Below are 25,408 nucleotides of genomic sequence, written 5' to 3' on the forward strand. Positions count from 1 at the left end.
CATGGCAAGCGCAATCCTTGACCAATCTTCGATGCTGCGGTAATGGGACCGCTGAGACCCCGCTTCCGCGCCGAAACCCCGCCCTCGCCGCGGAGGCAGGGCGGGGTTTCGGCGCGAAACCGGGGTCTCGGGTCAGGGACGATCAGGACGCGATGTTGAGCTCGTTGCCGGGGATCGAGGCGAGGAGGCGGCGCGTGTAGGGGTCGCGGGGGTTCGTGAAGATCTCCTCCGACGACGCAGCCTCCACGAGCTTCCCGTCCTTCATCACGCACACGTAGTCGCTGATGAGCCGCACCACCGCGAGGTCGTGCGAGATGAACAGGTAGCTCAGCCCGTACTCGCGCTGCAGGTCGCCCAGCAGCCGCAGGATCTGGTCCTGCACGAGCACGTCGAGCGCCGACACGGGCTCGTCGCACACGATCAGATCCGGCGACAGGGCCAGCGCCCGCGCGATCGCGACACGCTGCCGCTGACCGCCGGAGAGCTCGGACGGGTAGCGCCGCAGCATCGACTGCGGCAGCGCGACGTCGTCCAGGAGCTGTCGCACGCGCGTGCGCCGGTCCGCCCCGCTCCCCCGCTTGTAGAACTCCAGCGGCTCCGCGATCAGACGCTCGATCGTGAACATGGGGTTCAGGCTGGAGTACGGATCCTGGAAGATCGGCTGCACCCGCTGCCGGAAGTCCTTCGTCTCCGCGCGGCTCAGTGTCGAGATGTCCTTGCCCTCGTAGCGGATGAGGCCGCTCGTGGGCTCGATGACCTTGAGCAGCATGCGCGCGGTCGTGGTCTTGCCCGATCCGGACTCCCCCACGATCGCGACGGTCTCCCCGCGCGGGATCGCGAGCGAGACGTCGTCGACGGCGACGAAGTCCTCGTGCTTGCCGCGCACCGGGTACACCTTCGTGAGGTTCTCGATCTCGACGATGTTGCCCTTCGACGAGCTCAGGGACCCCGGGGCCGACTGCGACGCTGAGCCTGTCGAAGCGCCGCGGACGAAGGCCTCGGGGCGCAGCCGTGCCACCGCCACCGAGGGCGCCGCCTTCACGAGCGACTGGGTGTACGGATGCTGCGGATCCTCGAGGATCTGCCGCGCGGGGCCCTGCTCCACGACCTTGCCTCGGTGCATCACGATCACCCGCTCGGCGCGTTCCGCCGCGAGCCCGAGGTCGTGCGTGATGAGGAGCACGGCCGTGCCCAGCTCCCTCGTCATCTCGCCGATCTGGTCGAGGATGGTCTGCTGCACCGTCACGTCCAGGGCGCTGGTGGGCTCGTCCGCGATGAGCAGCCGCGGCTTGCACGCCAGCCCGATGGCGATGAGCGCCCGCTGCCGCATGCCCCCGGAGAACTCGTGCGGATACTGCTTGGCCCGGCGCTCCGGATCCGGAAGACCGGCGGCGGTCAGCGCCTCGACGACCTTGGCCTGCACGTTCTGCCGGGTGGCGAGGCCGTGGGCGAGTAGCGTCTCGGCGACCTGGGTGCCGATCTTCGCGACCGGGTTGAGGTTCGACATGGGGTCCTGCGGCACGAGGCCGATGTCCCGTCCGCGGATCGTTCGCAACTCGCTCTCGGAGGCGCGGGAGATGTCCCGCCCGTCGAGCTTGATGCTGCCGGCGGCCACCTTCCCTCCGCCCGCGAGCAGCCCGATGATCGCCATCGCGGTGGTCGACTTGCCGGAACCGGACTCGCCGACGATCGCCACGGTCTCCCCGGGGCGGATCTCGAGGTCGACGCCCTCGACGGCGTGCACGACGCCGTCCATGGTGGCGAAGTCCACCGCCAGGCCCTCGACCGACAGCAGGGGCTCGTCCGCCATGCCGTTCTCCTTCGCGGCGCGCACGGCGCCCTCGTCGCGGATGTTCATCGTGCCCTCGTCCTCGGGTCCATGGCTTCGCGCAGGGCCTCACCGAGCAGGGTGAAGCCGAGCGCGGTGACGGCGATGCAGATGCCGGGGAGGAACGCCAGCCACGGGGCGATCGCCAGCTCCGCCTGCGCGTACGTGAGCATGCGGCCCCATTCGGCCGTCGCGGGGCCGCCGCCGCCGAGGCCGAGGAACGACAGCGCCGCCGCATCGATCACGGCGGTGGCCAGGGTCAGGGTGCCCTGCACGATCACGGGCCCGATCGCGTTCGGGAGGACGTGCGACATCGTGATCCGGCCGCGGCCGAGACCGAGGGTCTGCGCCGAGAGCACGTAGTCGCTGGAGCGCTGCTGGAGCATGGACGCCCGCAGCAGGCGCGCGAAGATCGGCACCTGGGAGGCCCCGATGGCGATCATCACGGCGTACGGCGTCTGTCCGAGGATCGCGGCGATCGACACCGCCAGCAGGAGGTTCGGCACCGAGAGGATGATGTCGACGACGCGCATGATGACCGTGTCGACCCAGCCGCCGAACGTGCCGGCGAGGAGTCCGAGGATCATGCCGCCGACGAGGCCCATCGCGGTGGAGACGACGCCGATCAGCAGCGACGCCTGCGCGCCCCAGATGAGCTTCGACAGCACGTCGCCGCCGAACCGGTCCAGACCGAGCGGGAACTGCGGCAGCTCCCCCGGGCCGGGGATGTGCGTGGGCGTGATCTCCTTCGCCCCCGGGAGCGCGGTCTCGGGGTACGGAGCGAGGACCGGCGCGAGCACCGCGACGAGCAGGAAGAGGAGCACGATGACCGCGCCGATCCACGCCGTCGGATTGTGCCGGAGCCGTCGGAAGACGTCGCGCCAGAAGCCGCCGCCGCCGTCCTTGAGGTCGGCCTGGGCGATCGCGACGGTGTCGATGCTCCCGCCGCTCTCGGCGGACGGGCCCTGTGCGGGTGGGAGGGCGATGCTCATGCGAGCGCCTCCTTTCGGATGAGGGAGGAGGACATCACTGCACCCTCACTCTCGGATCGATGAAGCTGTACGACACGTCCACGGCCAGGTTGATGAGGGCGTAGGCGATCGCGATGAAGATGATGAACCCCTGCAGCACCGGGAAGTCGCGCGTGAAGATGGCCCGCGCGAGGAACGACCCGATGCCGGGGAAGGCGAAGACCGTCTCGGTGAGCACCGCCCCGGAGATGAGCAGTCCGGTCTGCAGACCGATCGTCGTGATGACCGGCAGCATGGCGTTCCGGAGGATGAACCGGCTGCGCAGCGTCGCCGAGCCCACGCCCTTGGCCCGCCCCGTCCGCACGTAGTCGGCGTTCTGCACCTCCAGCACGCTCGCCCTGGTGATGCGGACGATGATCGCGAGCGGGATGGTGCCGAGGGCGAGCGCCGGGAGGATCAGATGGAGGATCGCATCCCACGCGGCGTCGAACTCCCCCGTGATGATGCCGTCCCAGACGTAGAAGCCGGTGGGATGGGTCGCATCGATCCGGGGATCCTGCCGGCCGTCCGAGGGCAGCCACCCCAGCTGGACGGCGAAGACGTACTTGAGGATGAAGGCCAGGAAGAAGACCGGGATCGTGATGCCGATGAGGCTCAGCACGACCGACGCGTGATCGGTGAACTTGCCGTGGCGACGGGCAGCCCAGTACCCGAGCGGGATGCCGACGCCGATCGCGAAGATGAGCGCCGCGACGCTCAGCTCGATCGTCGCGGGGAAACGGCGGAGGAACTCCTCCGTGACCGGCCGGTTGGTCTGGATGGACGTGCCGAAGTCGCCCTGCAGCAGCCGGGTGACCCAGATGAAGTACTGCTCGATGAGGGGCTTGTTGAAGCCGTAGAGCTCGTTGACCCTGGCGATGGCCTCCGGGGTGGCCTTCTCGCCGAGGAGGGCGACCGCGGGGCCGCCGGGGAGGGCCCTGACCCAGGCGAACAGCAGGATGCTGAGCCCGAACAGGGTGGGGATGAGGAACAGCAGTCGCCTGCCGATGGTGCGCAGCACAGAGTTCTCCGTCGATCAGAAGGTACGCCGTGCCCCGGTCCCGCGAGAGCGGAACCGGGGCTCGGCATATCAAATGGTCAGGCCTACTTCGTGAGGACGATGTCCGTGAAGACCTCGTCGTTCACCGGGCTGGCGGGGTAGCTCTCGACGCGCGGGTCGAAGGCGAGCGTCGGCGCGGGGTGAGCGAGCGGGACGCCGGGGATGAACTCCGCGACCATCTCGTTGATGTCCTCGTAGAGCGCCGTCTGGTCGTCGAGGTTGGAGACCCCGCGCGCCTCGGTCAGCGCCTGGAACAGCTCCGGGTTGTCGAAGCCCCACTCGGAGCTCTTCTGTCCGAAGAACACGCCGACGAAGTTGTCGGTGTCGTTGTAGTCGCCGGTCCAGCCGAGCAGGTGGATGCCGTGGTCGGAAGTGCCGGTGGTGCGGTCGAGGTACTCGACCCACTCCTCGGAGACCGGGGTGGTCTCCACGCCGACCTCGGAGAGCTGCGACGACAGGACGGTGTAGATCTGCTCGGGGTCCGGCATGTACGGACGCGAGACGTTGACCGGGTAGTTGAAGTCCAGCGCCAGCGGGTTCGCCTCGTCGTAGCCGGCCTCCGCGAGCAGCTCCTTGGCCTTCTCCGGGTCGTAGTCGTAGGTCGTGACCTCGTCGTTGTAGCCGTTGACCACCGGCGGGACGAACTGCGTCGCCTTCTCGGTGCCCTCCGGGAGGACCTGGCTGATCAGCGCGTCCTTGTCGATCGCGTAGGACAGCGCCTCACGCACCTTCGGGTCCTGCAGCTCCGGGATCGCCTGGTTGAAGGCGAGGTAGAGGATCGTGAACGGGGGACGCGACACCATGGTGAAGTCGTCCTCCTCCAGGGCCTTCGTGTCGGCGGGGCCCACGAGGTCGTAGCCGTCGATGGAGCCCGACTCGAGCGCCTGGCGACGCGCCGTCGGGTCGTCGATGGTGCGGAAGATGATCTCGTCGATCTGGCCGGCCTCGCCCCAGTAGTCGTCGTAGGCCTTGAGCGTGACCTGCTCGCCCGGCGCCCACTCCTCGAACTGGTAGGGGCCTGTGCCGACCGGGTGGCCCATGGCGTACTCGGACAGCTGCGGCGCCTCGGCGGTGCCGCCGACCTCGTCCGCGCCGAACTCCTGCATCGCCGAGGGGCTCTGCATGCCGAAGGCCGGGAGCGACAGCGAGGCGATGAAGCCGGCGAACGGCTTGTTCAACTCGATCGTGACGGAGTTCTCGCCGTCGGGCGTGCAGGACTTGTAGACCGCGTCCTCCGGGTTGGAGGCGTAGCCCTTGAAGAGCTTGTTGTAGTAGTACCCGAAGGCCTCGGAGGCGGCGAGACCGGTCCAGTTGTACCAGCGGTCGAAGTTGGCGCAGACCGCCTCGGCGTTGAACGGGGTGCCGTCCTGGAAGGTCACGCCCTCCTTCAGCGCGAAGGTGTGGGACATGCCGTCCTCGGACGACTCCCACGACTCCGCCAGCAGCGGGGCCGGGTCGGCCGTGCCGGGCTCCGTGCCCACCAGACCCTCGAAGATCTGGCGCGAGACGCGGAAGGTCTCGCCGTCCTGCGCGAACGCCGGGTCGAGGCTCGCGGGATCGGACGAGGCGGCGAAGACGAACGTGCCGTCGACATCACCGGAACCCTCCGACCCGTTGTCCCCGCGCTCGCTGGCGACACATCCGGCGAGAGCGAGAGCGGCGATGGTCGCTCCGGTGATGACGGCGATTCCTCGCCGAGGCATGGCTGACTGGTGCATGGGTGTATGACCTTCCCTGTCGGGCGCTTCCTTGCGCGTCTCCGGGCATCGTCGCCGCGGAGACGGTGATTCCTCGAAGGTACCCAGCGGCCAGGCGGATGCCAAGAGTCCGATGTTGCGATCCGGTATCGACGCGGGGCCGCCCGTGATCCGGTAATGTCCAGAACGTGCCGGACACCACTCCCCGCGTCGTGTGCCTGGGCGAGGGCCTGGTCGCCCTCGTCGCCGCCACCGCCGGACCGCTCGAATCCTGCCGCACGTTCCACCGCTCCCTCGCCGGGGCCGAGTGGAACACCGCGATCGCGCTGGCCTCCGCCGGCATCCGCACCGCGGTCGTGTCCCGCGTCGGCGACGACGGCTTCGGACGCTTCCTCACCGCCGAGCTCCGTGCGCACGGCGTGGACGATCGGGCCGTGGAGGTCGACCCGGTCGCACCGACGGGGATCTACGTCAAGGAGCTCTCACCGCGGGCGGACGGCGCCGTGGAGGGGACGATGCACTACTACCGTGCCGGGTCGGCCGCGGCGGCGCTGTCGCCGGCGTCGCTGGAGTCGCCCGTGGCGGTGGATCTGCTCGCCGCGGCGGCCCTCGTGCACACCTCCGGCATCACGCCTGCGCTTTCGCCCTCCGCACGCGCGGCCCAGGAGGCCCTGGTCGCGGCGCCGCGCCCCGGCCGTCTCGTCAGCTTCGATCTGAACTGGCGCCCCGCGCTGTGGCGGGGCCGGGAAGACGACGGACGCGCCGTCCTCACCGATCTCGCCCACCGCGCCGACGTCCTGTTCTGCACCCGCCCCGACGCCGAGGCCGTGTTCGGGACGAGCGCGCCGGACGACCTGCGCACGCTGTTCCCCGAGCCGCGCTACCTGGTCGTGACCGACCCCGCCGGCGCCGTGGCGTTCGACGGCGCCGAGCGCGCCGCGAGCGATGCCCTCGATGTGCCGGTGGTGGAGACGATCGGGGCGGGCGACGCGTTCGCCGCCGGCTTCCTCGCCGGCGTCCTCACCGGCCTGACGCTGCATGGAAGCCTGGCCCGCGCCCACCGCATCGCGACGCGCGCGATCGCCAGCACGCGCGACCACGTCGACTGATCCGGCGACGGCTCAGTCCGCGTGGCGGCCGTGCCGCGGCGGGACCGCGTCGTGCGTGCGCTGCAACGACACTGCGACGTGCTCGCCCCGGTACTGCACGATGCGCACGAACAGCACATCGATGAGCGCGAGCTGCGCGATCCGGCTCGACATGGCGGCCATCCGGTACGGCGATTCCTGCGCCTGGCTGAGGAGCACGACGTCGGCGAGGGCCGCGAGCGGGGAGTCGGCAGCGCTCGTCACGGCCACCGCAAGGGCGCCCGCGGCCCGCGCGACCTCCAGGGCACGGACCGTCTCGGCCGTCTCGCCGCCGTGCGAGAAGGCGATCGCCACATCCGCGGAGGACCGCAGCGCGGCCGCGGTGACCGCGAGGTGCGGATCGGCCGAGTGGGTCACCGAGCAGCCGATCCGGGAGAGCTTGAGCTGGAGGTCCTGGGCGGTCAGCGACGACGCCGCCTGCCCGAACAGGTCGATGTGCCGGGCGACGACCACCGCCCGCGCCACCCGGTCGAGCGCGTCCGCATCGAGGGCCCTGGCCGTCTTCTCGATCGCGTCGATCTCCTGCGCCGCGAGCTTCGCGGCGATCGCCGCCGGTCCGTCGTCCCGGTCGATCGCCGTGGAGTCGAGTCCGAACCGGGCCTGCTGCGCCTGGGCCAGGGTGACCGCCCGCGCGACGGCGACCCTCAGCTCCCGGTAGCCGCTGTAGCCGAGCGACTGCGCGAAGCGCGCGACGGTCGACAGCGAGGTCTGGCAGAGCTGCGCGAGGTCGTTGATCGCGAGATCCACCACGAGGGTGGGGTCTCCGAGGATCCTCTCGGCGACGCGTCCCTCCGCCGCGCTGAGCTTGGGGAGGGAGCGCCGCACCACGGCCAGAACGTCGTCGTCCATGCGCTGATCCCGTCTCAACCGGCGGCGGTCGTCCTCTGTCGCGGCCGGAAGCGGCCGAGGAGCGCGTCCCGCGCGGTCTGAGCGCCGAGCCGGCTGGCGGCGCCGACCTCGACGGTCGGCAGCGGCAGCGGCTCCTGCACGGGCAGACCGACGTTCACCACGACCGCATCCGGGTCCCGGAGCGCGGTCCGCTCGATCAGCGCCCGCTGCGCCGGCTCGGCATCCGGTCGATCCACGAGGACGACCGTCGTGCCGGTCGCCGCGGCGACCTCGTCGATCACGGCGTCCTGTTCGGCCACGGGGCGTGCGGCCACGTCGAGCCGCACGCGGATGCCGTCTCCCGCGAGCGCCTCCGCGACGTACGATGCGGCGCTGTCCACCGCGAGCGTCGAGCGACGTCGCGCATCGATCACCGCCAGGGCCTCCGCGGCCTCGGGGGCATCGCCGGCGAGCGACACGGACCGACGGACGATCTCGGCGGCGTCGAACGCGGCGGCTCCCTCGTCCGGGGTTGCGCTCATGCGCAGTCGGTTCGCGAGGGCCGACACCCGCGCGGCGGCCTCCTCGACGCGCTCCCGGGAGAGCGAGCCGTCCCGCAGCGCGGCGACGATCCCGTCGCGGGCGGCGAGGAAGTCGCGCCGGTCCTGGTCGGGAAGAGCGGCCTCGCCGGGGTTGGTCGGGTTGCCGATGCACAGCAGGTCGGCACCGGCGGCCAGAGCGAGGGCGGCGCCCCCGCCGAGTCCGACGGTCTCGCGGATCGCGGCCATGTCCAGCGCGTCGGTGATGATGACGCCCCGGAAGCCCCACTCTCGCAGCATGCCGAGCACGCGCGGGTTGAGGGTGGCCGGCTGCGCGCCCCACGCGGGGACGACGATGTGCGCGGTCATGATCGCGTCCACCCCCGCCTCGACGGCGGCGCGGAACGGCTCGAGGTGCACGCGCTCGTACTCGGCCACGTCGAGAGCGATCTCAGGCAGGGCGTGGTGGGAGTCGAGGTGGGTGTCGCCGTGACCGGGGAAGTGCTTGACGCACGCGGCCGCCCCGCCGTCCTGGATGCCGTCGACCGTGGCGACGACGTGACGCGTCACCAGCGCCTCCTCGGCCCCGAACGAGCGCACGCCGATGACGGGGTTGCGCGGGTCGGTGTTGACGTCGGCGACCGGACCGAGCACGACGTTCGCACCGACGGCGCGCACGCGGCGGGCGAGCTCCGCCCCGGTCCGCTCCGACGCGACGACGTCGTCGAGGGCGCCGAGCTGTGCGGCACCGGGGAGGGTGGAGCCGCTTCCGGACTCCAGGCGGGTGACGCTGCCGCCCTCCTCGTCGACGCCGATCAGGGCGTGCGGGTTGGCGTCGACGATCTGCGCACTCAGCGCGGACAGCCCCTCACCGACGTTCTGACCGAAGTACACGACGCCGGCCAGGCCGTCGCGCAGCTCCTCCACGAGCCAGGCGGGGGCCGTGGTGCCGAGGAACCCGGGCCAGAGCACGCCGTTCGCGAGACGTTCAAGCTCGTCGGTCATCCCTTCACCGCCCCGGCGACCATGCCGGCGGAGAGCCGGCGCTGCACGATGACGAAGAAGATCATGACGGGGACGGTGATGATCGTCGAGGCGGCCATGATGCTGCCCCAGTCGTTCGAGTACAAGCCGAAGAACGACTTGAGGCCGATCGAGACCGTGTACTGGTCGGTCTGCGCGCCGAGGATCGTCATGGCGAAGATGAACTCGTTCCACGCCGTGATGAAGCTGAAGATGCTCGTCGCGACGAGGCCGGGCATCACGAGCGGCAGCAGGATGGAGCGGAACATCCGCCACCAGCTCGCGCCGTCGATGTAGGCGGCCTCTTCGAGCTCGACCGGGACGGCCGCGACGAAGCCGCGCAGCATCCAGATGCCGAACGCGAGCGACAGCGCCACGTAGACCACCATGAGGCCGATGATGCTGTTGAGCAGACCGAGGCTCTTGACCTGGAGGAACAGCGGGATGACCAGCGCCTCGAGCGGCACCATCTGCACCACGAGGATCATCATCAGCACGGTGGTGCGGAACTTGAAGCGGAAGCGCGCGACGGCGACCGCCGCGAGCAGGCAGACGATGGCGCTGACGAGCACCGTGACGAGGGCCACGATCGCCGAGTTGCGCAGATACGTGCCGAAGCCGCCCTCCGTGAGCACGAAGGCGAAGTTGTCCCACGTGAACTCCTGCGGGAGGAGCGACTGACCGCCGCTGGACGCCTTGGCGTCGAACGCACTGGAGACCATCCAGTAGACGGGGAACAGGGTGAAGACGAGGACGGCGGCGACGCCGATGCCGAGTCCGATGCGCGACCGGAGCCTGGGGCGGGGGTTCACAGCTCGTCCTCCTTCATGAGGGAGCGGATGTAGACGATCGTGATGCCGATCAGCACGAGGGTCAGAAGCACGGCCAGCGCGGCGCCGAATCCGTAGCGGTTCTGACCGAACGACTCCACGTACGACCACACGCCGAGGTTGAGCACCTGACGGTTGCCGCCGCTGCCGCCGGGCATGAGGTAGACCTGCGCGAAGACCTTGAAGTCCCAGATCGTCGACAGGATGATGACGACGGAGAAGACGGGCTTGAGCGTCGGGAAGATGATCTTCCAGAAGCGGCGCCATGCGCCGGCTCCGTCGAGCGCCGCAGCCTCGAGCATCTCCTTCGAGACGCCCAGGAGCCCGGCGAGCACGGTGATGGCCACGAACGGGAAGCCGTGGTGGACGACGTTCAGCAGCACGATCGCGTAGAACGACCACTGGTTGGTGAACCAGTTGACCTGGCCGTCGATGAGGCCGAGGTCCTGCAGGACGCTGTTGAAGATGCCGCGGTCGGCATCGAAGATGAAGGTCCAGACGTACGTTCCGGTCACGGCGGGCATCGCCCACGCGACCATGATGCAGCTGGAGACGATGGTGCGCCACACGGTACCCAGGCGCGCCAGCAGCAGCGCCACGAGGGTTCCGAGTGCGACGGTGGTGAACACCGCGACGGCCGCGAAGCCGACCGTGTTGGGGAGCACCACCGTCCACAGGGTCGGATTGGTGAGCGCCTCGGCGTAGTTGGCCAGCCCGATCCAGTTGCTCTCACCGGTGTTGATCTCGCGCAGACCGTAGTCCTGCAGCGAGTAGAGGAACACCTGCACGAGCGGCCAGAGCATGAGTCCCGCGAGGATGATCAGCCCGGGGGCGAGGAGGAGCCAGGGGCGGGCCGTGACGATCGAGAGACCCCGACGCTTCCGGCCGCCGGCCACGGAGGCGGAGGAGGGCTCCGCCTTCGTGGCCGGCAGTGGCGCTTGCACCATCGACATGGAAGGAGTGGTTCCTTACTGGTTGAGCAGTTCGGTCATCTCGGCGGCGGCGTCCTTCGTCGCGGTCGCGACGTCCTTCTGCCCGCTGAGGATGGCCTGGATCATGGCGTTGGTGGTCTTCTTCGCCTGCACGGCGCCGAAGTTCGGCGTGACCGGGACGGACGCGCCGCCGTCGACCATCTGCTCGGCGAACGGAGCGACCAGCGGGTCGGTCGAGGCGAGGGCCTCCTCCATCGCGGACTGGACGCCCGGGAAGTAGCCGGTCTCGTCGGACCACTGCTCGGCGAACTCACCGGTGGTCATGAGCTTGACGAACTCCCACGCGAGGTCGGCGTTCTTCGTGGTGTTGAACACCGACAGGTGCGAGCCGCCGAGCACGGACGGAGCGATGCCGCCGTCCTGGCCGGGGATCACGGCCGCGCCGATCTTGCCCTCGAGCTCGGGGTTGGCCTCGATGAGCGCGTTCGGCGTCCACGAGCCGGAGAGCATCATCGCGACGTTGCCCTGCGTGAAGGCGTCCCGGAGGTCGGTCTCCTTCCAGGTGGTCGCACCGGCCGACGAGAAGCCGTGCTCGGTGGCCAGGCCCGTGTAGAACTCGATGCCGGCCTGCGACTTGGCGCTGTCGAGCTCGCTGGTCCAGGTGTCGCCGTCCTTCGTGGCGATCTCGCCGCCGGCGCCCCAGACCCAGGGGTAGACCTGGAACTCGGCGTCACCTGCGACGGGGAAGGGCAGCATGTCGGGCTTGGCGGCCTTGATGGCCTCGCCCGCGGCGACGATGTCGTCCCAGGTCTTCGGAGCCTCGAGACCGAGCTCCTCGAAGACGTCGGTGCGGTAGACGATGGAGCGGACACCCGCGTACCACGGCATGCCGTAGAGCTCGTCCTCGTAGGTGCCGGCGACGGCGAGGCCCTCGACGAGGTCGTCGCGCAGGCCGTCCTCGGCGTCGACGTACTCGTCGAGCGGGAGGAGCGCGCCGGCGTCGGCGAACTCGGCGGTCCAGGTGGTGCCGGTCTCGGCGATGTCCGGGGTGGTGCCGCCGGCGATCGAGGTGACGAAGCGGTCGTGGGCGTCGGCCCACTGGATCTCCTCGATGGTGACCTTCGCGCCGGTCTCCTCTTCGAAGGCGTCCGACACCTTGTCGTAGAAGGCGGTCGCGTCGGGGTTGGTCCCCTTCATGATCCAGACCGTCAGCTCCTGGCCCTCGCCGTTGGTCGAGCCGTTGTCGCCGCTGCCGCCGGCGCAGCCGGCCAGAGCGATCGTGGCAGCGGCGCCGAGCGCCACCGCCGGAAGAATGCGCTTGTGCATGGGGGGATCTCCTCTTTGAAAGTCCAGGTGTGCATCGGGTGCGTACCGGGGATAGGAAAAAGTATTCACGACTAACTAATTCCCTGCAAGTTCCTCCCAGAATCGTCATACCGCCGTAACATCAGGCCTCCGGGGTAGGCTCCCCGCATGCCCCGCCGTGGATCAGACGCCGACCGCCCTCCGCTCCCCCGGCACGCACCGCCGTCGACGCGCGGCCGGACCTCTCGGATTTTGCGGGGCCTCGGGATCGGGCTCGCCGTCGTCCCCGTCTCCACCGTGGCGGTCGCGGGATTCCTCGTCTGGGACGTCTTCAACCGCGTGGGCGACGGGGCCGTCACCCTGGAGGGCGCCCCGCAGGTCGACCCGCCCACCCTCGGCGCGTATCCCGACGACAAGGCCTTCAGCCTCCTCATCGTGGGGACGGACGAGTGCGGCCCGAAGGCCACCGCACTCTTCGACGAACGCTGCGCCGAGGCGGACGGACTCAGTCGGAACGACGTGAACCTCCTCGTGCACGTCTCCGCCGCACCCCGGAACGTGACCGTCGTCTCGCTCCCCCGCGACCTCGGCGTCCCCGTACCGGAGTGCACCCGTGAGGACGGCTCCGTCGCATCCGCGATGGAGAAGGCATCGATGAACTCGCTGTTCGAGCACGCCGGCCTCTCCTGCATCGCGAAGACCGTGAGCGAACTGGGCGACATCCCCATCGAGTTCGCCGCCAAGATCAGCTTCGACGGCGTCATGGCCGTCACGGATGCGATCGGCGGCGTCGAGGTCTGCATCGCCGGCGACGGCATCCGAGATCGTCACACCGGCATCGACTGGCCCGCGGGCATGCGGACGGTCTCGGGCGTGGAAGCCCTCCAGTTCATCCGCACCCGGCACGGCGTGGGGGACGAGAGCGATCTCGCGCGCATCTCCAACCAGCAGCAGTACATGTCACGGCTGGCCAAGAAGGTGCTCAGCGAGGACACTCTGACCGACATCCCCAAGGTGCTTCGACTGACGAACGCCATCGCCGACAACATCGATCCCAGCGATGAGCTCGCCGACCCGCTGCGCCTGGCCCAGCTCACACTCGCCCTCAAGGATGTGAACTTCAGCGACTTCGTGTTCGTGCAGTACCCGAACATCGCCGATCCGTTCGACGACGACAAGGTCGTGCCGGACGAGGCGGCCGCGGCCGCCCTGTGGGACGCGGTGCGAGCCGGGCAGCCGCTCCAGCTCACCGGCGACGTGACGACGCACCGCGGCGTCGAGCTCGTCACCCCCGCTCCCACGGCGCCCACGACGCCGGAGACGGAATCCACTCCCGAAACGACCGCGACGCCGGACCCGCGCGCGACGCTCCCGCCGGAGGTGTCGGGGCAGACCCTCGAGCAGGAGACCTGCGCGGTGGGCAACCAGCGCTGACCCTGGTCCGCGCGGCGTAGGCTCGACGGCATGGGACGGACGCGATCACGGGACGCCGAGCACCCGCAGACCCGCCTCGACCACGGCGGCCTCGCCCGGATCGTCCCGTCGGAGTTCACGAGCGGCTACGAGCTCGTCGTGGACGACACCCCGCAGTCGCACGTCGATCTCGACGACCCCACGCACCTGCACTTCGAGTACATCGTGCGGATGGGGGCGGTGATCGACCAGCTCCACCCCGGTCCGCTCACCGCGGTGCACCTCGGAGCCGGTGCCCTCACCATCCCCCGGTACATCGATGCGACCCGCCCCGGGTCACGCCAGCAGGTCATCGAGCTGGAGGCTCCGCTGGTGCAGCTCGTCCGCGAGCACCTCCCGCTGCCGAAGGGGGCGGCCATCCGGCTGCGGATCGGCGATGCGAGGGAGGGGGTCCGGAAGCTCCCGTCGGCGCTGGTCGGCACGGTCGACCTCGTCGTCTCGGATGTGTACTCGGGCGCGCAGACGCCCGCCCACCTCACGAGCGTGGAGTTCTACCGGGAGCTCGCCGCGCTGCTCGCCCCCGGCGGTGTCCTGCTCGTCAACGTGGCCGACGGCCCCGGTCTCGCGTTCGCCCGTCGCCAGGCCGCGACCATCGCCGAGGTGCTCCCGGAGATCGGGATCCTCGCTGACACCCAGGTGCTCAAGGGCCGCCGCTTCGGCAACCTCGTCGTGGCCGCCTCCGCCGCCCCTCTCCCGACGGAGTGGCTGCCCCGGATGATCGCCGCGGGTCCGCATCCCGCGAAGATCGCCCAGGGGGACGAGGCCCGCGCCTTCCTCCAGGGCGCCCGGATCGTCACGGACGCCGACGCCGTCGCGTCCCCGCGGCCCGATGCCTCGCTGTTCCTGCGCTGACGTGGCGCGCCGCCCCGAGGAGCACGGAAGCGGCAGGCAGACTGGACGGGGACAGGTGCGGGGACGCGCGGAAGGAGAGCAATGAGTTTGATCCGGGGATACGACCAGGAGAGCCTCCGCGAACGGGTCGATCTCGATGAGTGCGCCGCTCGCCTGGCCGAGATCGAGGAGCAGCGCAGCCTTCCCGCCCTGCTCGAGCGGGTCTGGCTGCTCAAGGTGCTGGGACGCCTCGACGACGCCCTCGCGCTCGCCGACGAAGCCGTGCGGCAGGCCCGGATGGCCGGCACCCGCAAGGACGTGCTCCGCGCTCGGGTGCTGCACGCGACGATCCTGCAGTACCGGGGCGCATACGCCGCCGCCGAGCAGGAGCTGGCGACCTGCGCCGCGGAGGCGGAGGGGCAGCGCTGGCTGTCGATCGCCGCTTTCGCCTATCAGCACCACGGCAAGAACGCCTACGACGCCGAGGACTACGAGACTGCGCGGGAGAGCTTCAAGCAGTCGCTCTTCCTGCGGCGCGAGTCCGGCGCGGAGGACCGGGAGCTGGAAACCGTGCTCCTCGCCATCGAGGCCGTGGAGCGCCGTCGTCCGGCGCAACTCGTCGCGGGCTGACGCCGATGCGCCCGAGTGTCCGCGGCATGCCTTAGCCTGAGCGCATGGCGGAACTTGACCGCGTGCGCGTCTGGGGCGAGGCACTGATCCGGTTGCATCTCGACGACAGCTGGTCGTTCGACTTCGACCACGCCAAGCGTCGCGCCGGCCAGTGCGACTACACACGCAAGCGCATCACCGTGTCGCGGTATCTCGCCGCCCGCTTCGAGGACGACGAGATCCATCAGGTGCTCCTGCACGAGGTGGCCCACGCCCTCGCCGGGCACCAGGCCGCCCACGGCCCCGCCTGGAAGCGCGTGGCGCGCGACCTGGGCTATGTCGGCGGCACGACGCACCGCGGGGAGACCGCCGTCGAGCTCGCCCCGTGGGTGGGCCGCTGCCCGGCCGGTCACGTCACGTATCGACACCGCCGACCGAGCCGAGCGACGTCCTGCGCCCGGTGCTCCCGCACGTTCGATGCCCAGCACCTCTTCGCCTGGACGCGCCGCGAGATCACGACCGACGCCCGCCTCGCCGCGCAGGCCCCCCGCTGAGGGCCGAGGGAGCGGGGTCGCCCAGTCAGACGGCTGAACCGCCGGAGCGCGGCTGCTCTTCGGACGCGAAGCCGTCCTCCTCGGCCGGCGCGGCGCCGCGGTGGCCGCGGCTTCGACGGACGAGCGCGGTGAGACCACGCCAGCCGAGCAGGAACACAGCGAGCACGAGCGTCGCCACGATGATGAAGGGCACCTCCGCGGTGTCTCCGCTGAGCAGCCGCAGCAGCATGCCGCCGACGACCGTCACCGCCCAGACGACCGCACCCCAGGACAGCGACCACGGCCGACGCGGCCGCCCAGGGAGCAGCAGCGCGGCGGCGTGTCCCAGCAGCAGGGCCACGAGGAAGGGCCAGGCCGTGAGGAGGAACCCTGCCGGGTCCTCCTGGTGGGAGGCGCGGCCGATGGCGGCGAAGACGAGGACGAGGACGGCGTCGACGAGGAGTGCGGGGAGGAACCTCATTCCTCGACCCTACGCGGATCGCGTGCTCACTCGAAGCGCGTGAACCGCCCGTCGCGCAGAACGGGGACGGCGTCCACCGCGTCCAGGACGGCGGCGTCCGCGGTGCTGGTCGGCACCAGTCCGGCGGCCCGCATCCGCTGGGTCGCCGAGACCCCGGCCTGCAGCTCGCGACCGGAGCCCGTCGCCCCGATCAGGTGCTTCAGTGCACGACGCAGCGCGCGGAAGCCCTCCGCGGCCACGGCGGCGTCCGGGGCGGTGTGGTCGATGCCGAGATCGGTGAGCGCCGCGGCGATCGCTCCGGCCCCGAGCTGGTCCTCCACGGCGACGCGCAGCTCCCCCGCGGCGTCGAGCTCGCCGGCCGGGATCAGCGCCACCGAGGTGCGACCCTGGCGGCGTTCCTGCTCCACCTGCACGGCCCTCGCCACGGCACCGGCGTTGCGGATCGCGCCCAGCAGGACCGTGGCCCCGCTCGGGGCGGCGGCTGCCACCGCCGCCCCGTTCCGCGACCAGTCGAGCGCTCCGGCCAGCTCGACCTCCGCTCCCCCGGCCACCGCATCGGCGACCGTCGAGGAGAACCGGAGGACGTCGATCACCACGACGACGTCGGCCGGCGCGAGGCGGGCGAGCCCGGACACCCCCCAGTCGAGTCGGACCTGGTACGGGGACTGATCGAACGGCGACGGCATCCGTCCAGCCTAGAGCCGTCAGTCCGCGGCGAGTGCCTCGACCGGGGCCACGCGGGTCGCCAGTCGGGTCGGCGTCGCGGCAGCCACGAGCGTGAGCAGCGCGGTCGCGGCGACGATGATCACCACCGGCAGCCACGGCACCTGCGGGGCGACGAGTCCCGCGGGCGTGAACTCCGGCAGGACCGGCACGGAGCCGAGCAGCGACTGGGCCGCGATCCACCCGTAGAGCACCCCGAGCACGAGACCGGTGAGGGTCGCCGCCACCGTGATGTGCGTCGCCTCCAGCAGCACCATGCGTCGCACCTGGCGGTTGGACAGACCGATCGAGCGCAGCAGTCCGAGCTCACGGCGCCGCTGCACGACGCCGATGGTGAGGAGATTGACGAGGCCGACAGCGGCGATCACGGCCGAGACGGCGACGAGCACCATCATGATCGCGGCGAACGCATCGTACGGGGCGAAGAACTCCGGTGGGATCTCCTCAGTCGTCTGGCTCGTCATGAGGCGCTTCGACGACTCCAGCGCCACCGCGAACATCGTCACCAGGGTCACACCCATGACGACGCCGATGGCCATCCGCGACGACCGCTCCGGGTACCGCAGGGCGTTCTCAGCCGCGAGACGCGCGGTCGCGCTCGACCCGAACAGGCGCCCCACGAGGCGGAGCACCGGAGGCATGAACAGCACGGACCCCAGAGCGAGCCCGGTGAAGGAGAGGATGCCGCCGAAGAACGCGACCACGACGCCGAGCGGTGTGACCAGTCCGAGGACGACGCCGCCGGCGAGCAGAGCCGCGCCGGAGATCAGCAGGACCCAGGCCCCGACATGGCGGCCCTTGCGCCCGGAGACCTCGTCACGGGTGCGCTCGACGGCACCGCCCAGAGCCTGCAGCGGCGTCACCGCGAGCACGCGACGCGACCCCACCCAGGCGGCCGCCCAGGTGGTGAGCGCGACACCGACCGCCGGGAGGGCGAGAGCGGGCTGGGCGAGCGAGAAGGACGACGGCGCGGTGGCGACGAGCTGTCCGCCGAGCTGGACGGCCGCCGCGGAGAGGAGGAGTCCGGCGAGCAGGCCGAGCCCCGCGCCGAGGAGCCCGACGACGAGCCCCTGCCGGCCGACCTCCGCCCGCTGCGCACGAGCCGTCGCCCCGATGAGTCGCATGAGCGCGATCTGCCGGGTGCGGCCCGCGATGATCGTCGAGAACGTGTTCGCCGTGACGATCGCGGCCACGTACATCGCGACGGCGGTGAGCAGCACCGACAGGATCGCGACGACGACCGCGAGCGTGCCGCTGTCGCCGATGAACGGATCGGCCTGGAGCACGGCGCCGATGTAGGCCGTGATCTCGACGAGGAAGACGCCGAACGCGGACGAGAGCCCGGCGACGAGGACACTCGCGCCCATGCCGCGGTCGCGGAGCCAGGCCAGCCGGGGACCGGTCGTCCGCGTCTCCGGGACGACCGTGGCGAGCGCGGTCATGCCGACACCTCCGCGGCGAGCATGTAGGCCGAGATCTGCTCCGCGGTCTGCCGCGGGTGATCCGCCACGATCCGGCCGTCGCCGAGGTAGAGCACCCGGTCGGCGTGGCTCGCCGCGATCGCGTCATGCGTGACCATCGCGATGGACTGGCCGTGTTCCCGGCTGGCGGCCGCGAGCAGGCGCAGCACCTCCCGTCCGGTCTGGGAGTCGAGGTTGCCCGTTGGCTCGTCCGCGAACACGAGGTCGGGAGCGGTGGCGAGCGCCCGGGCGATCGCGACGCGCTGCTGCTGCCCGCCCGAGAGCTGGTGCGGCCGGTGGCCGAGGCGCTTGCCGAGGCCGAGCGTCTCGATGAGCCCGTCGATCCGTGCCCGCTCGATGGCGCTGGGGCGGCGGCCGTCGAGCTCGAACGGCAGCAGGATGTTGCCGAGGGCGTCGAGCGTGGGGACGAGGTTGAACGCCTGGAAGATGAACCCGACCCGGCGGCGGCGCAGGATGGTCAGGTCCAGGTCGCCGAGACCCGTGATCTCGGTGTCGCCGATCCACGCCCGCCCCTCCGTCGGGCTGTCGAGGCCGGCCATGATGTGCATGAGGGTGGACTTGCCGGATCCGGACGGACCCATGATGGCGGTGAACTGTCCACGGCGGATGCCGACGCTCACGTCGTCGAGCGCGCGGACGGTGCCCTCGCCCGAGCCGTAGGTCTTCTTCAGGTGCTGGACGCGGGCGGCGAGCCCGAGGTCGGTGGTCGTGATCTCCATGATGACGACGCTATTTCCGCGCTCCCGTCCCCCGCGTCGCCCGCCGGGAGCATCCCGCTACATCGGGAGGATGATCCCGCGTCCTCCCGACCCACCCCTTTGCGTTCCTCCCACCCCTCTGCGGACCGCCGCAAGGGGCCGGGTCGAACGGAAGGGGGTGGGTCGGCGTCAGGCGAGGCCGTGTTCGAAAGCGAACACGACGAGCTGCACGCGGTCGCGGAGCGCGAGCTTCGTGAGGATGCGGCTGATGTGGGTCTTCACGGTGGCCTCGCTGAGGAACTCCCGCGCGGCGATCTCGGCATTCGAGAGACCCCGGGCGGCGAGGGCGAAGATCTCCCGCTCCCGCTCCGTCAGCTCGGCGTACTGCGGCGGCACGGGCTTCGGAGCCTCCGCGAAGTGCTCGAACAGCTCGCGGGTCGCGGAGGCCGCGATCACGCTCGATCCCGCGTGCACGGTCCGGATCGCGGCGAGCAGGAACTCCGGATCGGCGTCCTTGAGGAGGAAGCCGCTCGCCCCCTGCCGGATCGCCCGCGCCGCCGCCTCGTCGAGGTCGAACGTCGTGAGCATGACGATGCGCGGGGGTTCCGGGCGGGACAGGATCTCGGCGGTCGCGGTCAGCCCGTCCATCACCGGCATCCGGATGTCCATGAGCACCACGTCCGGCCGAGTCGCCGCGATCACGTCGAGAGCCTCCCGGCCGTTGCCCGCCTCCCCCACGACCTCGAGGTCCGGCTGGGAGGCCACGAGCATGCGGATCCCGGCCCGGAACAGCGCCTGGTCGTCCACCAGCGCGACTCTGATCACTGCGGGGCTCCGATCGGAAGGCTGCTCTGGACGACGAACTGCGCACCACGGCGCTCGGCTTGCAGACTACCGCCCACGAGCTGCGCCCGCTCACGCATGCCGATGAGGCCGTGTCCTCCGGGGGTCCCCGGCGTCGACTCCGGCGAGACGGTGTTGCGCACCTCGATGTCGACGCGATCCGGGAGCCACGCGAGATGCACGTCCACCGCGCCGTCGCCGTGGCGGATCGCGTTCGTCAGCGCCTCCTGGAGGATCCGGTAGACCGCGAGCTGGATGGCGCCCGGCGGCTCCCCGGGGGGCATGGGGTCGACCGTGACCCGCGGCTCGATGCCGGCCTGGCGCACCTGGGCGAACAGCGTCTCGAGATCGGCGAGCGTCGGCTGCGGACCGTCGCCCTGACGATGACGAAGCTGGGTGAGGAGCATCCGCACGTCGCTCAGGGCCCCGCGGGCGGTCTGCGCGATCGTGCCGAGGGTCTCTGTCGCGATCTCCGGCTTCACCGCTGCGGCATAGCGGGCACCGTCGGCCTGGGCGATGACGACCGCGAGCGAGTGCGCCACGACGTCATGCATGTCCCGCGCGATGCGCACCCGTTCCTGCTCCTCGGCGGCCAGGGCCTCAGCCTGCAGCTGCGCCGAACGCGTGCGCCGGTTGCGCAGCACGACCCGCCAGAGGAGTCCGCACACCCACGCGAACCCCAGCGCCATGATGGAGGCCGCGACGAGCAGAGTGCCGCCGGTCACGAGCTCCCATCCGCTGCCGGAGCCGAGCATGGCGCCCCCGATGACCACGACCATGTACAGCGCGGCGACGATGCCGCCCACGATCACCGACCCGAACCCCCACCACAGCACGCGGCGGGTGCCCCACGCGGAGGTCGCGTACAACACGAGGAGGATCGCGACGTCGGTCGGCAGCGGCCCGAAGCCGGCGAGCATCTGCACGATGGCTCCGGCCCAGGCCGCGGCGAGCGCGAGACCGGGGGCCAGACGACCGATCGCCACCCCGCCGAACAGGAAGACCGACGACGAGATCAGACCGATGACGTTGACCGCCGATGACCCGGCCACGTCTGGTTGGGGCGCATAGAACACCACCCCGAGCGGCGTCAGGAGCGCGAACAGCAGCACCGCCCCCACGATGTCGAGGACGAGGCCGGTGCGGGACAGCGGACGGATCACTCCCCCACGCTACGCGAGCAGCTTGGGGCCGGCATCCGTCGGGGGATGTATCCCTCAGGCGCGGGCGAGGATCTCCCCGTGCGGCACGAGGAACCAGCCGTCGCCGTCGTGGGCCCAGCGCTTCCAGGCGTCGCTGATCTCCTGCAGGTCGGCCGCGGATGCCATCTCCTGGTCCACGAGCTGCTTGGCGAGTGCCGATTTCAGGATGCGGTCGGCCCACATCCCGCCCCACCAGGCGCGCTCGGACGGCGTCGCGTAGCACCAGGTCGACGCCGTCGCCGTCACGTCCGCGAAGCCCGCGGCGCGTGCCCAGGCCAGAAGGCGGCGGCCGGCATCCGGCTCTCCGCCGTTCGCCCGGGCGGCGGCGCGGTACAGCGCGAGCCAGCGGTCGAGCTCCGGGAGCACCGGGAACCACAGGAAGCCCGCGTAGTCGGCGTCGCGCGCGGCGACGAGTCCGCCAGGCTTCGCGACCCGGCGCATCTCCCGCAACGCCTGCACCGGATCGGCGACGTGCTGCAGCACCTGGTGCGCGTGCACGATGTCGAACGAATCGTCGGCGAAGCTCAGCGCGTGCACGTCCTCGACGGAGAAGGCGATGTTCGTGACGCCCCGCGCGGCGGCGAGGTCGCGGGAGAGGGACAGTGCGGCGTCATCGATCTCGGTCGCCGTGACGTGCGCGACCACTCCCGCGAAGTCCACCGTGATCGACCCGGGTCCCGCCCCCACGTCGAGGAGCCGGGTCTCTGCCGTGAGGTGCGGTCGAAGGTAGGCCGCCGAGTTCGCGATGTCCCGCACGCTGTGCGAGCGGAGGACGGATTCGTGGTGTCCATGCGTGTACGAGGCCATGCCCTCAGTCTGGCACTCCCGCCGACCCACCCCTTTCCGTGAGTCCCGGCCCCTTCCGTACGGCCGCAAGGGGCCGGGGCGGCGCGAAAGGGGTGGGTCGACGGGCTAGAGCGAGGCGACCATGCGGCGGATCGCCTCGCGGTCGGGCTTGCCGGAGGAGAGGACGTCGAGTTCGTCAACGACGATCAGGCGGGACGGACGCGCGTGGGCGCCGATCTCCCCGGCCACCGCCTCCCTGGCCTGGGCGAGCTGTTCGGACTCGCTGCGCCGCAGGGCCTCGCCGCGCGCCGCGACGATGACCGAGGCCTCCCCCCAGCGCTCGTCGTCGACTGCCACGACCACAGCCTGATGCAGCCCTGGCACGGCGCGGACGATGCGCTCCACCCGGTCGAGCGAGATGTTGATGCCGCCCGACACGATTACGTTGTCCGCACGACCGTGCACGCGCACCACGCCGTCCTCGAGGAGACCGAGGTCGCCCGTCCGGTACCAGCGGATGCCGTGCTCGTCCCGCGCGAAGGTGCGCGCGGTCAGCGCTGGGTCGCCCAGATACCCCTCCGCGAGCATGGGGCCGGCGATCCGCAGCTCGCCGTCGACCGCCCGGACGTTCACGGTGTCGAGCGGGACGCCGTCGTACACACAGCCGCCACTGGTCTCCGTCGATCCGTAGGTCCGCACGAGACGCACCCCGAGGTCGGCCGCCCGCTCCCGCAACGGCTCCGGGAGCGCCTGGCCCCCGACGAGGATGGCCTCATACGCCTGCAGCGCCGCGAGCACCCCCGGTTCCCCTGTCGCGTCCAAGAGCGTCGCGATCTGCGCCGGGACGAGGGAGGTGTAGAGGGTGGGGAGGACGCCCGCGGTCGTGGCGTGCAGCATGCTCCGCGAGGCCTCGGCGAACGCCCGTGGCGTGAACCGCCCCTCGATCCGGGTCGGCTCGGTTCCCGCGAGGATCGACCGCACCATCACCTGCAGCCCCGCGACGTAGCCGGCCGGTAGGGCGAGAAGCCAGCGGCCGCTGCCGATGCGGGCGGCGGTGGACTCCGCGCTCGCCCGCAGGGCCTCGCCGCTCAGCGCCACCCGCTTCGGGACACCGCTGGATCCGGACGTCGCGATCACCGCGGCGATGCCGTCGTCCACCTCCGCCGGGGCGTCGGCGAGCATGCCGAAGCCGAGGGCCGGTCCCTCGTCGAGCGCCCGGAGCAGCGCCTCCCGCAGAAGCCCGGTGTCTTCGGCGTCGGTCGGGATCAGCGCGGTCACGGTCGGCTCCGTCTCTCGTGCGGACTCAGTAGTGCCAGGGGAAGGAGGACCAGTCGGGGGCGCGCTTCTCGAGGAACGAATCCCGCCCCTCCACGGCCTCGTCCGTGCCGTAGGCGAGACGGGTGGCCTCGCCCGCGAACACCTGCTGCCCCGCGAGCCCGTCGTCGACAGCGTTGAAGGCGAACTTGAGCATCCGGATCGCCGTCGGCGACTTCGTCAGCACGGTGCGCGCCATCTTCAGCGCCTCGCGCTCGAGCTCGGCGTGCGGCACCACGCGGTTCACGGCGCCCGCCTCGTAGGCCCGCTGCGCCGAGTACTCCTCGGCGAGGAAGAACACCTCCCGCGCGAACTTCTGTCCCGTCTGCCGGGCCATGTAGGCGGAGCCGTACCCCGCGTCGAAGCTGCCGACGTCGGCGTCCGTCTGCTTGAAGCGCGCGTGCTCGGCCGACGCGATGGTCAGGTCGCAGACCACGTGCAGCGAGTGCCCGCCACCGGCCGCCCACCCGGGGACCACGGCGATGACGACCTTCGGCATGAAGCGGATGAGCCGCTGCACCTCGAGGATGTGCAGCCGCCCGACAGCCGCCGCGGACGCTCCGCTGACGACAGCGGTCTCCGCGTCCGAGTATTTGTATCCGTCGCGGCCGCGGATGCGCTGATCGCCGCCGGAGCAGAACGCCCACCCGCCGTCCTTCGGGCTCGGTCCGTTGCCGGTCAGCAGCACCGCCCCGATACGCGCGTCCTGCCGCGCGATGTCGAGCGCACGGTAGAGCTCGTCGACCGTGTGCGGGCGGAAGGCGTTGCGCACCTCCGGCCGGTGGAAGGCGATGCGGGCGACCCCGCCGTCGCGGCTCACGTGCGCCGTGATGTCGGTGTAGTGCTCGGCGCCAGGCGCCAGCTCCCACTCGGCGGGATCGAACAGGTCGGAGACGAAGGCATCGGTCACGGTCTTCAGCCTATTCCCCGGGCACGCGCCGTCTTCATCCACCCGTCGACGATGTCCCAGGCCGGGAAGGCCACGAGGCAGACGCCGGTGATCACCGTGAGCACGCGCATCGTGTCGGCCTCCACCCCGTTGTCCGTGAACACGAACTCCAGGAAGGCCGGGTTCAGCAGCTCCCCCTGCAGGAGCAGGGTGAGTGCCCACACCGCGAAGGCGACGGCGAGCACGGTGTTCACGACGGCCGCGGCGACGGTCCACCGCCGACGCGCGTACACGGCGACGGCCAGGACGGCCTCCGCGATCATGAGCGCGAGGAGGATGCCGATGCCCACCGGCCAGAGCGCGGGCGCCAGGATCGGGATGGGGTCGCCGCCGGTCGGGAAGAATCCGAGCGTCGCGTCCCACACGATCGCGCCGATGCCGGCGAGGAGGAACACGAGCGAGGCGATCACGTCGGTACGGGCGGCCCCGTGCTCCGTGGGCTCGGGGAGTTGGTCCACGTTCCAGCGCACGCCGGTGTCGGCGCCGGTGCGCTCCAGCACGACGAAGACGAGCGTGACCCAGAAGCACAGGTGCACGATGACGGACAGGGTGACCGAGACGACCGCACCGATGACCTCTCCGGGTCCGCCGCCGTTGATGAGCTGCCCGATCGCGACGCCCACCGCGGCGAACGGCGGCACGATGAACAGGAGCAGCTTCAGCAGCCGCCACCAGGTGAGGTAGTAGCGCGGACCGATGAGGTGCAGCGGGCGGTCGGCGTATCCGGCGGCGAGGATGCCCGGGTCGCCGAGGTCGGTGAGGACGGCGCGCTCCGCCTCCTCCGGGCTCTCGCCCTGTTCCCGCCGCGCGTCGACGGCGTCGGCGATGGCGGCTTCGAGTTCGGCGCGGACCTCGTCCTGCGTATCCGGCGCGAGGCTGCGGATCGTGGCGCTGATGTAGCGCTCGGTGAGGGTGCTCGCGGTCATGTCAGTTCTCCTCGGGGGTGAGGGAGGCGATCGCGGTGGTGAGCGCGCGCCATTCGTCGGTGAGGGTGTCGGCCAGCCGGGTCCCGGCTTCCGAGGTGCGGTAGAACTTGCGGGGCCGGGCCTCGTCGGTGTTCCACTCGCTCGTCAGGTACTCCTGCTTCTCCAGACGACGCAGCAGCGGGTAGAGCGTGTTCGCATCGGTGGCGAAGCCCCGACTCTCGAGCTGCTCGAGCAGCGCGTACCCGTACTCCGGCGTACGCAGCAGCTGCAGGCAGGCGAGCACCACGGTGCCGCGGCGCAATTCCTGCAGATGCGTGTCGAGTGCCTCGTTCATGTCGATCACAGTAGTGTGCGTCACA

General features: G+C 70.9%; 25 protein-coding genes. 5 read left to right on the top strand and 20 right to left on the bottom strand.

What is annotated here, in order from left to right; genetic code table 11:
* Positions 1–142: 142 nt before the first annotated feature.
* From BK819_RS01145 to BK819_RS01160, 4 genes are all read right to left on the bottom strand, one after another.
* Positions 143–1,858, bottom strand: a complete 1,716-nt coding sequence (locus BK819_RS01145) for an ABC transporter ATP-binding protein (RefSeq protein WP_083391604.1) — start codon at positions 1,856–1,858, stop codon at positions 143–145.
* A complete protein-coding gene (locus tag BK819_RS01150; protein ID WP_071327550.1) occupies positions 1,855–2,820 on the bottom strand; it encodes an ABC transporter permease in 966 nt (321 codons plus the stop codon). Before BK819_RS01150 ends, BK819_RS01145 begins: the two co-directional genes overlap by 4 nt.
* A gap of 34 nt (positions 2,821–2,854) precedes the next feature.
* Entirely contained in the window at positions 2,855–3,859 is a 1,005-nt protein-coding gene (locus BK819_RS01155) for an ABC transporter permease (RefSeq protein ID WP_060922593.1), read from the bottom strand.
* A gap of 83 nt (positions 3,860–3,942) precedes the next feature.
* Entirely contained in the window at positions 3,943–5,616 is a 1,674-nt protein-coding gene (locus BK819_RS01160; RefSeq protein WP_071327551.1) for an ABC transporter substrate-binding protein, read from the bottom strand.
* Positions 5,617–5,783: 167 nt separating this feature from the next.
* Between BK819_RS01160 and BK819_RS01165 the strand changes: the two genes are divergently transcribed.
* Positions 5,784–6,704, top strand: a complete 921-nt coding sequence (locus tag BK819_RS01165; protein WP_071327552.1) for a sugar kinase — start codon at positions 5,784–5,786, stop codon at positions 6,702–6,704.
* Between the two features lie 12 nt (positions 6,705–6,716).
* On the opposite strand, the gene BK819_RS01170 is transcribed toward BK819_RS01165, so the two are convergent.
* Genes BK819_RS01170 through BK819_RS01190 form a run of 5 tightly spaced genes read right to left on the bottom strand, consistent with a single transcriptional unit; the run spans position 6,717 to position 12,221 of the window.
* Positions 6,717–7,592, bottom strand: a complete 876-nt coding sequence (locus BK819_RS01170; RefSeq protein ID WP_071327553.1) for a MurR/RpiR family transcriptional regulator — start codon at positions 7,590–7,592, stop codon at positions 6,717–6,719.
* Between the two features lie 14 nt (positions 7,593–7,606).
* A complete protein-coding gene (locus tag BK819_RS01175) occupies positions 7,607–9,115 on the bottom strand; it encodes a glycoside hydrolase family 3 protein (RefSeq protein ID WP_071327554.1) in 1,509 nt (502 codons plus the stop codon).
* On the bottom strand, positions 9,112–9,945 hold the full coding sequence (locus BK819_RS01180; RefSeq protein ID WP_025104419.1) for a carbohydrate ABC transporter permease: 834 nt from the start codon (positions 9,943–9,945) through the stop codon (positions 9,112–9,114). Before BK819_RS01180 ends, BK819_RS01175 begins: the two co-directional genes overlap by 4 nt.
* Entirely contained in the window at positions 9,942–10,916 is a 975-nt protein-coding gene (locus tag BK819_RS01185; protein ID WP_025104420.1) for a carbohydrate ABC transporter permease, read from the bottom strand. Before BK819_RS01185 ends, BK819_RS01180 begins: the two co-directional genes overlap by 4 nt.
* 15 nt (positions 10,917–10,931) lie before the next feature.
* Entirely contained in the window at positions 10,932–12,221 is a 1,290-nt protein-coding gene (locus tag BK819_RS01190; RefSeq protein ID WP_071327555.1) for a sugar ABC transporter substrate-binding protein, read from the bottom strand.
* 147 nt (positions 12,222–12,368) lie between these two features.
* Between BK819_RS01190 and BK819_RS01195 the strand changes: the two genes are divergently transcribed.
* The 4 genes from BK819_RS01195 (at position 12,369) to BK819_RS01210 (ending at position 15,667) form a co-directional block, all read left to right on the top strand.
* A complete protein-coding gene (locus tag BK819_RS01195; RefSeq protein ID WP_071327556.1) occupies positions 12,369–13,634 on the top strand; it encodes an LCP family protein in 1,266 nt (421 codons plus the stop codon).
* Between the two features lie 30 nt (positions 13,635–13,664).
* The gene (locus BK819_RS01200; RefSeq protein ID WP_071327557.1) at positions 13,665–14,525 is read left to right on the top strand and encodes a spermidine synthase; all 861 of its coding nucleotides are present in this window, start codon (positions 13,665–13,667) and stop codon (positions 14,523–14,525) included.
* Between the two features lie 81 nt (positions 14,526–14,606).
* Positions 14,607–15,134 carry a hypothetical protein gene (locus BK819_RS01205; RefSeq protein ID WP_071327558.1) on the top strand — a complete coding sequence of 176 codons (528 nt, stop codon included), beginning with the start codon at positions 14,607–14,609 and terminating at the stop codon, positions 15,132–15,134.
* 44 nt (positions 15,135–15,178) lie between these two features.
* Entirely contained in the window at positions 15,179–15,667 is a 489-nt protein-coding gene (locus BK819_RS01210; protein WP_025104425.1) for a SprT-like domain-containing protein, read from the top strand.
* A gap of 25 nt (positions 15,668–15,692) precedes the next feature.
* On the opposite strand, the gene BK819_RS01215 is transcribed toward BK819_RS01210, so the two are convergent.
* The 11 genes from BK819_RS01215 to BK819_RS01265 form a co-directional block, all read right to left on the bottom strand.
* On the bottom strand, positions 15,693–16,127 hold the full coding sequence (locus tag BK819_RS01215; RefSeq protein ID WP_071327559.1) for a DUF3054 domain-containing protein: 435 nt from the start codon (positions 16,125–16,127) through the stop codon (positions 15,693–15,695).
* A gap of 26 nt (positions 16,128–16,153) precedes the next feature.
* The gene (locus tag BK819_RS01220; RefSeq protein ID WP_071327560.1) at positions 16,154–16,813 is read right to left on the bottom strand and encodes a 2-phosphosulfolactate phosphatase; all 660 of its coding nucleotides are present in this window, start codon (positions 16,811–16,813) and stop codon (positions 16,154–16,156) included.
* 18 nt (positions 16,814–16,831) lie between these two features.
* Positions 16,832–18,292, bottom strand: a complete 1,461-nt coding sequence (locus BK819_RS01225; RefSeq protein WP_071327561.1) for an ABC transporter permease — start codon at positions 18,290–18,292, stop codon at positions 16,832–16,834.
* Positions 18,289–19,050, bottom strand: coding sequence for an ABC transporter ATP-binding protein (locus tag BK819_RS01230; RefSeq protein WP_025104429.1), 762 nt, complete (start codon positions 19,048–19,050; stop codon positions 18,289–18,291). The genes BK819_RS01225 and BK819_RS01230 overlap by 4 nt, the downstream gene beginning before the upstream one ends.
* 168 nt (positions 19,051–19,218) lie before the next feature.
* Positions 19,219–19,854, bottom strand: a complete 636-nt coding sequence (locus tag BK819_RS01235) for a response regulator transcription factor (RefSeq protein ID WP_083391605.1) — start codon at positions 19,852–19,854, stop codon at positions 19,219–19,221.
* On the bottom strand, positions 19,851–21,035 hold the full coding sequence (locus BK819_RS01240) for a sensor histidine kinase (RefSeq protein WP_071327562.1): 1,185 nt from the start codon (positions 21,033–21,035) through the stop codon (positions 19,851–19,853). The genes BK819_RS01235 and BK819_RS01240 overlap by 4 nt, the downstream gene beginning before the upstream one ends.
* Positions 21,036–21,089: 54 nt before the next feature.
* On the bottom strand, positions 21,090–21,881 hold the full coding sequence (locus tag BK819_RS01245; RefSeq protein WP_071327563.1) for a class I SAM-dependent methyltransferase: 792 nt from the start codon (positions 21,879–21,881) through the stop codon (positions 21,090–21,092).
* A gap of 105 nt (positions 21,882–21,986) precedes the next feature.
* A complete protein-coding gene (locus BK819_RS01250; RefSeq protein WP_083391606.1) occupies positions 21,987–23,138 on the bottom strand; it encodes an AMP-binding protein in 1,152 nt (383 codons plus the stop codon).
* Positions 23,139–23,163: 25 nt separating this feature from the next.
* Positions 23,164–24,084, bottom strand: a complete 921-nt coding sequence (locus tag BK819_RS01255) for a 1,4-dihydroxy-2-naphthoyl-CoA synthase (protein ID WP_071327564.1) — start codon at positions 24,082–24,084, stop codon at positions 23,164–23,166.
* A 5-nt stretch (positions 24,085–24,089) separates the two neighbouring features.
* Complete coding sequence (locus tag BK819_RS01260; protein WP_071327565.1) at positions 24,090–25,049, bottom strand: permease prefix domain 1-containing protein; 960 nt, start codon at positions 25,047–25,049, stop codon at positions 24,090–24,092.
* Position 25,050: 1 nt separating this feature from the next.
* Positions 25,051–25,383 carry a PadR family transcriptional regulator gene (locus BK819_RS01265; protein ID WP_071328049.1) on the bottom strand — a complete coding sequence of 111 codons (333 nt, stop codon included), beginning with the start codon at positions 25,381–25,383 and terminating at the stop codon, positions 25,051–25,053.
* Positions 25,384–25,408 lie beyond the last annotated feature (25 nt).

This window comes from Microbacterium sp. LCT-H2 (assembly GCF_001866135.1).
Lineage (GTDB): Bacteria > Actinomycetota > Actinomycetes > Actinomycetales > Microbacteriaceae > Microbacterium.

What these genes read in the sequence shown, in the direction of transcription:
- BK819_RS01190 (WP_071327555.1), bottom strand. Translation starts at nt 12,221, where the DNA reads ATGCACAAGCGCATTCTTCCGGCGGTGGCGCTCGGCGCCGCTGCCACG.
- BK819_RS01230 (WP_025104429.1), bottom strand. Translation starts at nt 19,050, where the DNA reads ATGGAGATCACGACCACCGACCTCGGGCTCGCCGCCCGCGTCCAGCAC.
- BK819_RS01260 (WP_071327565.1), bottom strand. Translation starts at nt 25,049, where the DNA reads ATGACCGCGAGCACCCTCACCGAGCGCTACATCAGCGCCACGATCCGC.
- BK819_RS01150 (WP_071327550.1), bottom strand. Translation starts at nt 2,820, where the DNA reads ATGAGCATCGCCCTCCCACCCGCACAGGGCCCGTCCGCCGAGAGCGGC.
- BK819_RS01195 (WP_071327556.1), top strand. Translation starts at nt 12,369, where the DNA reads ATGCCCCGCCGTGGATCAGACGCCGACCGCCCTCCGCTCCCCCGGCAC.
- BK819_RS01215 (WP_071327559.1), bottom strand. Translation starts at nt 16,127, where the DNA reads ATGAGGTTCCTCCCCGCACTCCTCGTCGACGCCGTCCTCGTCCTCGTC.
- BK819_RS01185 (WP_025104420.1), bottom strand. Translation starts at nt 10,916, where the DNA reads ATGTCGATGGTGCAAGCGCCACTGCCGGCCACGAAGGCGGAGCCCTCC.
- BK819_RS01160 (WP_071327551.1), bottom strand. Translation starts at nt 5,616, where the DNA reads ATGCACCAGTCAGCCATGCCTCGGCGAGGAATCGCCGTCATCACCGGA.
- BK819_RS01175 (WP_071327554.1), bottom strand. Translation starts at nt 9,115, where the DNA reads ATGACCGACGAGCTTGAACGTCTCGCGAACGGCGTGCTCTGGCCCGGG.
- BK819_RS01210 (WP_025104425.1), top strand. Translation starts at nt 15,179, where the DNA reads ATGGCGGAACTTGACCGCGTGCGCGTCTGGGGCGAGGCACTGATCCGG.
- BK819_RS01265 (WP_071328049.1), bottom strand. Translation starts at nt 25,383, where the DNA reads ATGAACGAGGCACTCGACACGCATCTGCAGGAATTGCGCCGCGGCACC.
- BK819_RS01200 (WP_071327557.1), top strand. Translation starts at nt 13,665, where the DNA reads ATGGGACGGACGCGATCACGGGACGCCGAGCACCCGCAGACCCGCCTC.
- BK819_RS01225 (WP_071327561.1), bottom strand. Translation starts at nt 18,292, where the DNA reads ATGACCGCGCTCGCCACGGTCGTCCCGGAGACGCGGACGACCGGTCCC.
- BK819_RS01145 (WP_083391604.1), bottom strand. Translation starts at nt 1,858, where the DNA reads ATGAACATCCGCGACGAGGGCGCCGTGCGCGCCGCGAAGGAGAACGGC.
- BK819_RS01170 (WP_071327553.1), bottom strand. Translation starts at nt 7,592, where the DNA reads ATGGACGACGACGTTCTGGCCGTGGTGCGGCGCTCCCTCCCCAAGCTC.
- BK819_RS01205 (WP_071327558.1), top strand. Translation starts at nt 14,607, where the DNA reads ATGAGTTTGATCCGGGGATACGACCAGGAGAGCCTCCGCGAACGGGTC.
- BK819_RS01220 (WP_071327560.1), bottom strand. Translation starts at nt 16,813, where the DNA reads ATGCCGTCGCCGTTCGATCAGTCCCCGTACCAGGTCCGACTCGACTGG.
- BK819_RS01245 (WP_071327563.1), bottom strand. Translation starts at nt 21,881, where the DNA reads ATGGCCTCGTACACGCATGGACACCACGAATCCGTCCTCCGCTCGCAC.